10 protein-coding genes are annotated in these 12,944 nt (G+C 51.7%); 2 read left to right on the top strand and 8 right to left on the bottom strand.

The annotated features are described in order from the left end of the window. Position 1: 1 nt before the first annotated feature. The 5 genes from NST44_RS12835 to NST44_RS12815 form a co-directional block, all read right to left on the bottom strand. Positions 2 to 883: a carbohydrate ABC transporter permease gene (locus tag NST44_RS12835; RefSeq protein WP_007127526.1), complete on the bottom strand. Its 882-nt coding sequence runs from the start codon at positions 881 to 883 to the stop codon at positions 2 to 4. 18 nt (positions 884 to 901) lie between these two features. Next, positions 902 to 1,855, bottom strand: a complete 954-nt coding sequence (locus NST44_RS12830) for an ABC transporter permease (protein WP_007127525.1) — start codon at positions 1,853 to 1,855, stop codon at positions 902 to 904. A gap of 88 nt (positions 1,856 to 1,943) precedes the next feature. Continuing rightward, on the bottom strand, positions 1,944 to 3,572 hold the full coding sequence (locus tag NST44_RS12825; RefSeq protein WP_007127524.1) for an extracellular solute-binding protein: 1,629 nt from the start codon (positions 3,570 to 3,572) through the stop codon (positions 1,944 to 1,946). 266 nt (positions 3,573 to 3,838) lie between these two features. After that, positions 3,839 to 6,130: an AraC family transcriptional regulator gene (locus NST44_RS12820; RefSeq protein ID WP_007127523.1), complete on the bottom strand. Its 2,292-nt coding sequence runs from the start codon at positions 6,128 to 6,130 to the stop codon at positions 3,839 to 3,841. Positions 6,131 to 6,427: 297 nt separating this feature from the next. Continuing rightward, a complete protein-coding gene (locus NST44_RS12815; protein ID WP_340899753.1) occupies positions 6,428 to 7,657 on the bottom strand; it encodes a DUF418 domain-containing protein in 1,230 nt (409 codons plus the stop codon). Positions 7,658 to 7,851: 194 nt separating this feature from the next. On the opposite strand from NST44_RS12815, the gene NST44_RS12810 reads away from it, so the two are divergent. After that, entirely contained in the window at positions 7,852 to 8,550 is a 699-nt protein-coding gene (locus tag NST44_RS12810; RefSeq protein WP_340899751.1) for a response regulator transcription factor, read from the top strand. Beyond that, positions 8,547 to 10,031, top strand: coding sequence for a sensor histidine kinase (locus tag NST44_RS12805; protein WP_340899749.1), 1,485 nt, complete (start codon positions 8,547 to 8,549; stop codon positions 10,029 to 10,031). Before NST44_RS12810 ends, NST44_RS12805 begins: the two co-directional genes overlap by 4 nt. Before the next feature lie 83 nt (positions 10,032 to 10,114). On the opposite strand, the gene NST44_RS12800 is transcribed toward NST44_RS12805, so the two are convergent. From NST44_RS12800 to NST44_RS12790, 3 genes are all read right to left on the bottom strand, one after another. Then, entirely contained in the window at positions 10,115 to 10,558 is a 444-nt protein-coding gene (locus NST44_RS12800) for a small multi-drug export protein (RefSeq protein ID WP_007127519.1), read from the bottom strand. A 72-nt stretch (positions 10,559 to 10,630) separates the two neighbouring features. After that, on the bottom strand, positions 10,631 to 11,587 hold the full coding sequence (locus tag NST44_RS12795) for a 3'-5' exoribonuclease YhaM family protein (protein ID WP_007127518.1): 957 nt from the start codon (positions 11,585 to 11,587) through the stop codon (positions 10,631 to 10,633). A gap of 242 nt (positions 11,588 to 11,829) precedes the next feature. Beyond that, positions 11,830 to 12,750 (bottom strand): aldo/keto reductase, encoded by a 921-nt coding sequence (locus tag NST44_RS12790; protein ID WP_007127517.1) that lies wholly within the window; start codon positions 12,748 to 12,750, stop codon positions 11,830 to 11,832. Between the last annotated feature and the right edge of the window lie 194 nt (positions 12,751 to 12,944).

The raw sequence follows: 12,944 nt of genomic DNA, 5'->3' as shown, positions 1-12,944 counted from the left end.
CCTATTCCTTAATCGCGCCGACCATGACGCCTTTGACGAAATATTTCTGCAAAAACGGATACAAGAACAGGATCGGCAGCGTTGCAACCATTACGGTTGCATACTTGATCGTCTGCGCCACGGGCATTCGGTCTCCCCCGCCAACCGAGGTCATCATGCTGTTCGTATCGTTCTGGACCAGAATCTCCCGCAAAATGAGCTGAAGCGGAAACAAATCCCGATCTCTCAAATAGATGAGCGCATCAAACCACTTATTCCAATGCCACACGCCATAGAACAGAATCATGACGGCCATCACCGGCATCGAGAGCGGGATGACCACCCGGCATAGAATCGTCCAGTCATTGGCCCCGTCGATGCGGGCCGCCTCCTCTAGCGATACCGGCACGCTTTGGAAAGCGGTCCGCATCACAATCAAATTCCAGGTGGTCATGGCACTCGGGATAATTAATGCCAAATAGGTATCCGTCAAGCCCAGTCCTTGAACGATCAAATACTTGGGAATGAGGCCACCGTCAAAGAACATCGTCAACACGATCAATATCATGATCAAGCTGCCCCACATCACGTTCCGGCGGGATAGCCCGTAAGCCCCGAGCGCAGTCATCACCATATTAAGCGTCGTTCCTGCGACGACATAGAACAACGTGTTCAGATAACTGTTTAGAATGTTCGGATTCTCAAACACCATTTTGTAGGAATCCAAGGAAAATCCGGCCGGCCACCACAAAATCCCCCGGTGCTGCACGAACTGGTTCGGATCGCTGATCGAAGCGAACAGCACGTAAACGATCGGGTACAGCGTAACGGCCGACAAGGTGAACAGCAGAACGACATTGGTTATATCAAACGCATGCTCGCCAAAGCTTTTTTTATGCACCATGCTGTCTGCCTCCTTCTACTACCACAGCTTCGTATCGGAATAGCGTTTGCTGATATAATTCGCTCCCAGCAGCAGCGCCATGTTAATGAGCGAATTAAACATGCCCACGGCTGCGGCGTAGCTGTAGCTCGCCTCCAATATCCCCTTGCGGTACACGTATGTGCCGATGACATCCGCCGTTTCGTACGTGGACGGATTGTACATCAACAGAATCTTCTCATCCTGTAAGACCATGAAGCTGCCGATCCGCAAGATGAACAAAATGATCACCGTCGGCATGATGCCGGGCAGCGTAATGCGGAGCATCTGCTTCCAGCGGCCGGCTCCGTCCACTTTAGCAGCCTCGTAAAGAGAAGGGTCGATGTTCGAGATTGCCGCCAGATATATGATCGAGCCCCAACCGACGCCCTGCCAAATCGCCGAAGTCGTAAAGAGCGTCCGGAACCATTCCGGCAGCCGCAGAAACGGGACCCCTTTCCCTCCAAAAAACTGGATGATCTGATTGATCAGTCCGTCCGTCGACATGAAATCGACCATCATCCCCACCACGACCACGACGGAAATAAAGTGGGGGATATAGGTGATGGATTGCACGGTCCGCTTAAAGAAGCGGCTTCGCACTTCATTTAGCATAAGCGCCAATAGGATGGAGGCGGGAAACACGAAGATCAGGTCATATAAGCCGAGTAACACCGTATTTCGCAATACCCGCTCAAAGAAAAAGCCGGTGAAAAAATCCTGAAAATGCTGAAAGCCTACCCATTCGCTATGCCAGATGCCTTTGCCCGGAGAAAAGTTCTTGAAGGCGATCTGAAGCCCGTACAGCGGCCCGTAATGAAAGATGGCATAAAAAGCCACGACGGGCAGCAGCATGAGGTAAATCAACCGATTGCGCTTGAAATCCTTCCTGACTCTTACGCCGAAGGGTTGGCTGATTCGGGCGGATGCTGCATCCTTCCTGCCTAACTCCACAGTTGTCCCTCCTTTATGCTATTTGCTAAGGTTGACCGGAGCCCATATATCGGTGCGGTCCCGGCTTCTTGATTCAAACAAGTCATTGTTAACGGCTGTTATAGCGGTCCAGCGCGGCCTGCTGAATGGCGACGGCCTCTTCGATTCCCATGCCTTTAATCGTTTCGACGAAGGCTTCGAATTGGTCGATCGGCTCCACGCCCATGATAAATTTGTTCAGCATTTCGTCGTAGTAGGTTTTCACATCGTTCATGATGGATGCGTACCGGGCCGATTCCTCTTCGTTCGGGGAAATGACCGGCATCAAGCGGTCGTTCTTGGCATTCATCCAGGCTTCGATGGCCGACGCTTGCTGCGGCAGCGAGGAATACTGCTCCATATACCTGCGATCCTGGACGAACGGACCGGAGTATCCGGCCATCGCATACTGCGCCAAGGCCTGCGCAATCGGAAGACTATCGTTTTTCGTGATTTGCTCGGTATACGTCGGGTACCCGTCAACCATCTCGTAGCTTTCTCCCTCGATGCCGAAGTTGAACAGCAGTGATCCTTCCTCCCCGTACTTGTAATCAAGCCATTTGACGGTGGCCTCCGGGTTCTGGTTTTTGGATGTGATGGCGGCGCCGTACCCCGTAAACGGAGAATCCTTCTGGCCCAGCGGCGGCGTCTCCCCCTTCTTCAAGGCCACGTTCGGCGCGCCGGCAAGATCAAAGCCGCCGCCCTTCCCTTCCATCATCTGCAGATAGCGGCCGATGCCGCTGCCCGTATAGCCGGTGAAGGCGCCCAGCGTGTTGTTCGTAATTTTGGCGTCCCACAGATTGGAGTCTCCTGAGAGATAATCCGGGTCGATCAGGCCTTCGGCATACCACCGGCTCATCGTTTGCAAAAATTCCTTGAATTCCGGCTGGATCGGACCGTATTTTACGACCCCGTCCACTTGGTAAAAGGAGTCGGTGATCCCCCATGCCCCCAGAAACGCCTTATTCATAGAGAGCTGACCCGGATCCAGGCGAAGCGGGATTTCATCGGCCTGTCCGTTCCCGTTCGGATCGTCGTTCTTGAAAGCGGTCAGAACCGTATGCCACTCTTCGATCGTTTCCGGCATGCCAAGTCCCAGCTTGTCCAGCCAATCCTGGCGGATGATCAGCCCGTTGTAGGTCAACAGGTAGTCGTCGCCCCGCAGAAACGGAAACACGTATATATTTCCGTCGTCCGAAGTAATCATTTTGCGATACTCCGGATTTTCGTCGAGCACCTTCTTTAAATTCGGGGCATGCTGATCAATAAGCTCATTGAGGCGAATCAGGGTGCCGTCTCCAATCAGCTTGTCGGGACCGCCCGAAACGGCGGACCAGTTGTGCTCGATCACGTCGGGCAGATCGCCGGACGATACCATGATGTTGAAGGAGTCCTGCTCCGATCCTGCCGGAGGGTGCTGGAACTGCACCTTGGTTCCCGTCATTTCCTCCAGCTTTTGATATGCCTTGATCTCACCGGCATTTTGAAGGGTTGCGGAAGCGTTGGAATTCAACGTTACCCAGTACGTCAGACTTTCCGGATAGCCGACCTCCTTCGGCGTCCCTTCCTGCTGCGTCTTGGCCGGATCGGCTTCGCCGTTTTGGTCGGAATCAGATTTGCCTCCACCTCCGCTGCAGCCCGTTAATGCCAATACAAATGACATTATTAGGGAAACAAATATGACATTTCGGTTTTTCATTTTAACTATTCCCCCTCCTCGTGTTCATCCTGCGAATATCGCTCCCCTTATCGGGTTCTCCTTGAATTTTAGGGAATGGTCGCGCTTTCGTACATTGCCAAAATTTCTAATACCGTTTACATTTCTTCAGAATGAAGACGCAATTTTTAATATTTCGTTTACAATGTTTACGAAATCGTTCTATAACCTTCACGTTATGTGATATTTATTAACTCACATGTAACAAATTAGAGTGCATAAACAGAAAACAAGCAGTTGCTAGACAACTACTTGTTTTCAACCAATGTTTTGTATTTCCCCGGCGTGATCCCTTCATGCTTTTTGAATACGCGGATGAATCCGACATCATTGTTGTATCCGACGAGGCGGGCGATTTGAGAAATGGTAATATCCGGGTCGTTCATCAGTTCCTTGGCCTTTCGAATGCGGATCTGGGCGAGATAGTCCGACATGTTCATGCCGCTGCTCTTCTTGAACAGCCCGGACAGATACTGAGGCGTAATGTGAAAATGCTCCGCAACCGCGGCCAGGCTCAGCATGGCGTCATCCGCGTTCTGCTCCAAATAGGCCTTGGCCTTATCCACGACCGCCGATGCATTGTTTACACGTTTCTTTCGCACCTGCTCGCAAACTTGTTGAAAGAGCGACAGCACAAAGGCATACATGTCCTCGACGCTATCCGCCTTGTTGATGACCTCCAGCGGTTTCAGCCCGGGTTCGAACAGATCCTCGTATTTTAGATTCAGGGCGTTCAAAAGCTTGAGCAGCGTGCTGAGCAGATTGGCGAACAGCAGTCTCGCCAGCTCCGGCTCCTTATGCTCCATCTCTAAATTGCTGCGGTATAGGTTTCCAATTAGCTGCTCGACCTTTTCCGTTTCCCCGTTCTTCACCGCGTGAATGATCTGAACCTCGGTGTCCACCGGGAAATCGTAGACCAGTCCCGACCTGTGCTTCATATCATCGTAGACGAGCACGGACCGGTTCTCCGTGAAAATGGAATAATCCAGCGCTTTCATGCTTTCGTCCATACATACGGGGACCTGTTCCATGCCCGGGTGGAGATCGCTCAAGGCAACGATCACGCCGGTCTCGAACTGCCCGCTGATCAGTTCCTGAATATTCCCCAGCCATTCGTACAGCGATGCTTTTTGATGGTGATCCTTCTCGGAAACATTGAGTACGACGGCAACCAGATCCTTGTCCAGCTCCACGCAATGAAAACAGTAAAGCGGGTGGTCTTCCACGAGCTTCCCTGTCAGAAAACGCATGATCGCCCAGACCCTCTCCGTCTTCTCCTGTTCCTCCGCTCCCATTCCGCACAGCTTGATCAACGCGACGCCAAAGTAAGCATGCCTGAACCCGATCTCCATGAATTCCAGCGAATGGTCCGATACCGCTTGGGCATCCACATGACCTTTCAGCAGCCGCTGCAGGAAGTGGGAGCGGATGACGGGCACCTGCTCCTTGAGCCTGTCGTTTATTGCATCCTTCTGGACAAAAGCATCCTTCACGGCAGTCTTGATGAATTCGTATTCGTTGCCGTAAGCGGAAGGGCTCGGCTGCTTTTTTTCCGAAATCAATCGGATGATTTCCCGCACCGGCTGATACGCCCGATAGGTTAAGAAGGCGCAGGCGCCGATCCCCCCGACTAAATAGATGAACAGCACGCTGAGCGCCCAGCTTTTGACGGTTCCTACCTTTCCCCAAAATACCTCATCCGGCACAGCGGACACATACTCCCACCCGCTGCGCGCGGAATGAGCCGACACGCTGATCGTGCTCGGATTCCCCTCCTGCATTGTCATAAGGCTCTCGCCGCTTCCCGTATGCAGCAAAACCTGCCCTTCAGCGTTCTTAATATAGATCGTCCCTTGATTCGACCGGGTGATTTCCTCCAGCCATGTATGAATTTGCCGTTTATCGATTAACATCACCAAGGCGCCTTCGGGAGCGCGTCTCTCGCCCGACGGCAACGAGTGAACATAGGTCAGCATTTCCGTTTTATCATTGGGCCGGCCGATGGGTTCCACCGGAAGAAATGAATTATAATGAGGAGCATTCAATATTTGGTCCTTCCACTGCTCATACGTCATGCCATTGTATGCGTAAAGCCTCGAATAGAACAAATGGGCACTCGTTTTCAGACCCGGCGTCAGAACGATGTCGCTGTTCCGGAAGTAGATGTACAGCTCGCGGACAAAGCTGTTGTTGTTTTTGTACCGCTGTATTTCCTCCATGAAATTGTAGAAGGCATAGTTCTCTTTGCCGTTCGTTATGCCATCCATGCTTAAAAGCGCTTTCATATCTGGATGGGACGTAATGTTGCGTGATAGCTGGTACATCTCCTCTAGTTTGCTGTCAACAATCTGCTGCGCCTGCTGAATCAAAGCCTGGTTCAGCTTATTGGCGTTATCTACCATGACGCCCTCGATTCGATTATAGACTGCGGCAAAAACAAGCCCCGGAAAAAGCAAGATCAATAAGTACGACAGCAGCAAAGTCATAAACACTCTTCTGCGCATGAATCGTCTGTCACGCATCATTGCCGATCCTGCCATATCCCTCCACCTCCATCGTGTTATACCTAGCATCATAACGCAATCCTTTCAGGATCGCACAACCCATCTTAAATATTGATAATGCACTTTCAAATTATATAATACGATTTTCATGTTTTAAACGAGCCTTCTGTCCTGTATACGGCTCCCTCTTGTTCCGATTAGCAAGAGCGGCAGTCAAACCGCCTCGAAGTCATTGAAGAGACTTCATGGGAACCCCCTCTAGCTTCGTATGGTCAAAAAAAGAGACTCCCGCCGCGAGGGGCGAGGAGTCGTAAGATAACCCTGTTGAAGATTTTATAAGGTGCCGCGTTGCTGCCGGGGATGCGATACGTCCTGCCCGCTCCGCTTTACAGGGTTCCCCCAATAGGTGACCAGCCGCCACACATATTCCAATGGCCCGATTGGAAACCGTCTTAGCCACCATATACTGAACGCCGTTTGCAGGGCGAAGATGAACAACGCCAGCAGCATTTGCGCATCGGGCGCGACCTTGCCGAACCACCCGAGCCCGTAGCCGTAGAAGATCAAACCGCAGATGACGGATTGAAGCAAATAATTGGTAAACGCCATTTTTCCAGGGCGGGATAGTGCATTCAGCACGTTATTCCAGCGGCTGTTCTGGTATAAACGGGCGAATGCACCGATATAGGCCAGCGTCACCAGCGGCGCCCCCACGAACAGGGAGACCGCTTCGACCCAGGACGGAAGCCCTTTTGCCAGCGACATCATCACTTGAAGCGGAAAACCGATGAGCGCCCCGAGCAAAATCAGTCTTGCTATAATCTTACGGTTTCCGTCCACATCGTGAAGAATCCGCTGTTTGCAGAAGTAAGCGCCCAGCAGGAACATCCCGAGAATTTGCGGATAAAAGACGAGCATGTTGAACAACGAGGCGATGTAATCATTGATGCGCTGAGCCGTGATCTGAAGAAACATGCCCTCGCCGTAAATGGCCGCATCGCGTTCTTGAAAGTAAATCCCCATCCGATAGGCATCCGCTTGGCTTATCGGCTCGAACGCTTGGCTTCCGGCGCCGGGTGACAGCAGGCTGGCTCCCGTCAGCAGGACCGGAACAACCAGGAGGAGCGCCACCGACCAGATCAGCAGCGTACGCGGCTTACAGCGGTGAAACAGCAGCAGCACAAACCCCAGAATGGCGTAATGTGTCAGGATGTCGCCATACCAGATCAGCAGGCCGTGCAGCAGCCCGAACACCAGCAAGGCCAACAGCCTGCGCGTGTATACGCGATGAAACCGGCCTCCTTTCCTCCGGCTGCTCTCCTGCATTAACACCATGCCGAAGCCGAACAGAAAAGAAAAAATCAAGATGAATTTCCCGTCGATCAAGATGCCGCGCAGCAGCATCAGTCCTTGATTCAGCCATCCGTTCCATAATTCGACGCCGAAGGAGATCGTCTGGAGCGAGGTCGTAAAGAACGTAATATTGACTAAAAATATGCCGAATAACGCCAATCCCCTCAAACTGTCGATCATCGTCAAGCGTTGTTGCGAATTCTTGTCCATTCATTTCCCTCCTTACCCATGTATTCCAAGGTTAAGGTACAATGATAAAGAATCTATAAAGTCCGCTATCCCGTTGCCGGATCTATGATTTTGGTTCAACGAACGGGGTATTCTTTATTCTTTCTTTAGAAAATTGATATAGACTATGAAGATCCTGATTCTCGCAGGTTTAGCGATTGGAGGAAAACAACGACATGAACGGATTAAACGAGACGATTCTGCTTGTCGACGACGAAGAGGACATCGTCTCATTTATACGCGACGCGCTTGAGCTCGACGGCTACCAAGTGCTGACTGCAGCCAGTGGGCAGGAGGCGCTGAGCCTATGTAAGCTTGAGCCTTCCTTGATCATCCTGGACGTAATGATGCCCGATATGGACGGCTTTGAAGTATGCCGCGTGCTCCGGGAAACGATGACCTGCCCGATCGTCTTTTTGAGCGCAAGCCAGAGCGAGGTAGACCGCATTCGGGGCTTGGCAGCCGGAGGGGACGATTATTTACTGAAGCCGTTCAGCATGGCTGAGCTGAAAGCGAGAGTTCACGCCCATCTCCGCCGGGAGCAGCGCATCCGCACGCAGAAGGAGCAGGGCATCCTCCGCTTTCCGCCTTTAACGGTCGATTGCCTCGGCCGAACCGTAACCTGCCGGGGGCAGGAGATCGTTTTGACGAACAAGGAATTCATGATTCTTGAGCTCCTCGCCATGCATCAGGGACAGGTTTTTACACGGGAGCAAATCTACGAGAAGCTGTGGGGATATGACGCAGAGGGCGATGACGCCACCATCACGGAGCATGTCAAAAAAATCCGCTCCAAGCTGGCCGCTGTATCCGAAGAAAGAACCTATATTCAAACCGTATGGGGCATCGGCTATAAATGGGAAGTGAAATCATGAAGGCGCGGTCAATCAAAAGCACCTTCGCCCGTCATTTCGCCTACATCCTGACCTGCAGTTTGCTCGCAACGCTTGCAACGTGGGGGCTGCTTATAATTCTTCTCAACTATTTGTTCAACCAAGGCGTCCTGCTTCCGGCTAATCACTATGAAGCACAGATCCCTGCCATCTCTGAGTATGCGCGTACAAACGGCGAATCGATCATGAGCGGTCAGGGACAGGCTGAGCTTAAGCGACTCATCCCTTCCGAGGGGTTATCCTATAAGGTCATGGCTTTATCAGGCGAACCCTTGTACGGAAATCTCACGCTGGAGAAGGAGCACACCCAGCAGGACTTGGTGACCCGATTAAATAAAACGGAAAGCGGCGTCAACCAAATCATTCAGAACATTCCGGTCCTATCGGACCGTGGCGAGCTGCTCGGAGCGCTGCTGGTCGGCTATTCGTTAAAGGTAAGCGCGGCGGATCCCTCGTTTAACCCGTTCATTCCTCTTGGAATGTTGGTTTTTTTCCTGACTCCGTTCCTATTCATCACCATCTTCACTTACCTGTTCGGCCGGCGGTTTAGCCGGAGCATCGGCGGGCCGCTTAAGCAGCTGCTTCAGGGAGCGGAACGGATTAAGGCCCGTGATTTGCAATTCGCCATGGACGGAAACTCTTCGGTGATCGAGGTCAACCAGCTGGCACACGCATTCGAGGACATGCGCAGGGAGCTTGCTCGCTCCATCGAGCGGGAATGGCAATTGGAGCAGGAGCGAAGCACGATGCTTGCCGCGCTGGCCCACGACCTGCGCACGCCGCTGACGATTATTCAGGGCCACGCCGAAAACTTGGAGCGGATGATCGGGGAGGAGCATGAGGAGAAACGGAACCGGTACGTTCAGGTGATCAAGCGCAATACATCGCGTGCCACGAATCTTTTGCAGGACATGAACGCGATCACCGAACTGGAACAGGTATCCTTTCGCTTGAATCCGGTTGCACTCGACATCAGGGAATTCATGGATGAGAAAAAAGCCGAATACGAGTCCTTATGCCATCATAAGAGCATCTCATTCCGAACGGAATTCAAGGATGAACGGACCGCCACGGTTCCCGTCGTCTTCGATCCCGGTCGGATCATCCAAGTGCTGGACAATCTGATCGGGAACAGTATCCGGCATACGCCTGAAAACGGGACCATCATATGGCGTGTGGAAATTGCAGATACGCAGATCACGATGGAGGTTGCGGATAACGGCACCGGATTCGCCGAGCAACACCTGGAGCAGGTGTTCAAGCCGTTCTATCAAGGATCCGTCCGATCCGCCAGGCTAAAGGGCCACTCGGGGCTTGGCCTGTATATCGCCAAGCTGCTGGTTGGGCATCATGGCGGGAATATATCGGCCGGCAACCGGGTGAACGGCGGAGCCGTCATCCGGTTCTCCCTGCCGCTCGGAGGACTGCAGCCCTCCGGCGTACAGCAAAAGGACATCTCCTAAATCCGTACGGATTCTTGGGAAGATGTCCTTCTTCTTTCTTTTTTTAATAGGAAAATAGGATTTAAACGCTCTGCTAAAAAACGTTAGTTTGGATTAAAAATAGCCTCGATTCCGAGTTGAGTAAGGATGCCTACAATCGTTCCATATATCGCGATGCCTATGGCTGATGCTAAAAAAAGCCGCTTTCGATCCATGCCGATCATTTTTCCCGCAACTCCAATTCCCCATGAACCTAATAAAGGCGTTGCAATCAGAACGAGCGCAAATCCTCCGTTATTCAATTTTTTGCAGGCGTTGGAGCTTGCCAGTTTCATGAAATAGGTTTTAACTTTATCGAATTTGGTGAGCCAGTCATAAGAATAAGAAATAAACGGAATCACGAAAAAATTCCCGAGCCAGCACCAGAACACGGAAGAAACGATATCCAGCCCTAAACCTTTGGCAGCCGGGACCGCTATGAAAATTTCCAGCATAGGGAAGAACCCCATAAACCATGCGATTGCTGCCAACCAAATATAGTTGAGCAAAATGAAATCATCCCTTTATATCCTTCATCCCAAGCGATCATTTGATCACTTATAGCCCAAGTTGAGGGTTGGCTAGACCTTAAGCCGGTAGATCGCTTTATTGTCCAGCCCTCGTACCATCGGCGTCCACGGCTCGCTCTCGGCCGTCGTATCGAGCGCATCCTCTACCATCTGCAGCTTGGCGTCCAGCAGGTCGATATGATGAAGCGCGACCGCTTCGGCGGTCTGCGGCTGAACCGGGCTTCCCCACTCTCCCAGATTATGATGGGACAGGACCAAATGCTGCAATCCAAGAACGACCTCGGATTCGAGCGGAATATGATGCGCGACGGCGGCTTCGACGATCCAGTTGGACGCCAGGACGATATGTCCGATCAGCTTGCCTTGATTGCTGTAGTCCGTCACGATCCCCATCTGTGCAATCATCTCTTCGGGTTTCGCGATATCATGCAGAATGATGCCGGCCTTGATGAAATCCGGCTTCAGGAAAGGCCGCTGCCTGCAGATGAAATCGCCAATCTCGAGCATGCGCACAATATGGTAGGCCAAACCGGCAAAATAGGCGTGGTGATAGGTCTTGGCAGCCGGATAATGCATCAGCTTCTCCTCCACCTTATCCACGCAATACTGCACGATCAGCTTGACTTCCGGATTCGAAATATCCTGGATTGCCAGCTTGATCGTATGCAGCAAATCAATGGGCCGTATGGGTGCAGCCCTGACAAAATCAGTGATCGATACCCCGTCCTCCTCGGTCGCTTTGCGAATCCGGCTGATTTTTACCTGAGGCTGATCCCGGTAGCTGAGGACAGTCCCCCGGATTTTGACCAGCTGCATCGGAAAGAACGTTTCCTTATCCTGAATCGACACGTCCCAATACTTGGCTGATATCTGGCCGCTCGAATCCGACAGGATGATGTCGAAATAGTCCTTCGGCGGCGTGCCGTTCGTTTGCCTGAGATTGAGCTCCTTCAATAAGTAAAATCCAACAAATTCGTCTTGTACGCTAAGTTGATTAATGGGCTTCATCTGGTTCCTCCCCGAAAATCTCGAGCTATATAAGATAACATAACTATAGCAAAATCTGTCGGTTAGCGTCTATCATCCCGTACTAGTCCCTCCAAAATGAATAGATTTATATACGAGCTGCGGGGGATGAATCCAGCAAAAAACACGCCTTTTCAGGCGTGTTTTTGCTTGCTTACTACCGGATCAACAAGTCACTTATCGCACCGTGACGGATCCGGTAATTCATATTCGATTTATCGTTATTATGATTTCCACGCTCCGGGATGATTGTCGCTGACCATATCCAGCTCTGCCGCTCTCGCATTCATCTCGACCTGCTCGACGCTCTTGCAGCCCGGAATGACACAGCTGACGGCCGGATGCTTCAAGCACCAGGCCAATGCCCATTCGGCCATTGGGACGCCCTCCGGCACTTCATTCCTATGAATCTCTTCCACAAGCTTCAGCTTGGCATTGATCTCGTCCTGATCACGGTTCTTGCGCACATTATCGCTGAATACCGTCCCCGGCTTGTACTTCCCGCTTAAGTACCCGCTTGCAAGCGGCACCCTCGCCAATACGCCGAGGTCCTGGCGTATGCATGATGGAAGAACCTCCTCCTCCGGCGCTTGATCGAGACGATTATAGACGACCTGAATGGCCTTGGCATTAAGCTCCTCGGCCTTGTCGGTTTGATACAGGTTCGTATTGCTTCCAATGGAAATTCCCAGATGACGTATCGTACCCGCCTGGACCTGCTTGTCCAGCATTGTCCACATATCGTCATTATTGAACACTGCATCGGAGCCGGAGTGAAATTGATACAGGTCGATGTAATCCGTACGCAGTGCTTTAAGGGATTCCTCGAGCTGAATCCGGATCTGCTTCGCATCCCAGGCTTCCTCCCAATGCTCGTGCCATCTATGACCAAACTTGGAGGCGATCACCCAATCCTCGCGGCGGTCACGCGACAAGAAATCACCGATAAATTTTTCGGACAAATGGTGCGGCCCGTAACATTCTGCAGTATCCAACAAATTAATACCGAGCTCCTTCGCACAGGTTAAGATGGCGTCGACTTCCTTTTGGTTGAAGTCCTTTCCCCAATCACCGCCAAATTGCCATGTTCCTACGCCGACTACCGATACCTTCAGTTCCGTTTTGCCGAGACGTCTGTACTTCATACCCTCACCCCTACTCATTAATTCGTGCGCCTATATTCTATTTGAATTTGAAACCGCTTGCAACTCCTGGCACGGACTCTCTCCCGGCAGTGGTCCTGTTTCTTTCGGCCGGTTGCTGCACCTGGACTGTTTAAGAACAAGTCGTGATGGTGAACCCTATAATACGTAATCTTTTCATTATCATCTGGATGGAA

Origin of the sequence: Paenibacillus sp. FSL W8-0919, from assembly GCF_038003785.1 — a bacterium.
Lineage (GTDB): Bacteria > Bacillota > Bacilli > Paenibacillales > Paenibacillaceae > Paenibacillus_AQ > Paenibacillus_AQ lactis.
This window is presented reverse-complemented; position numbering and strand designations above follow the sequence as displayed.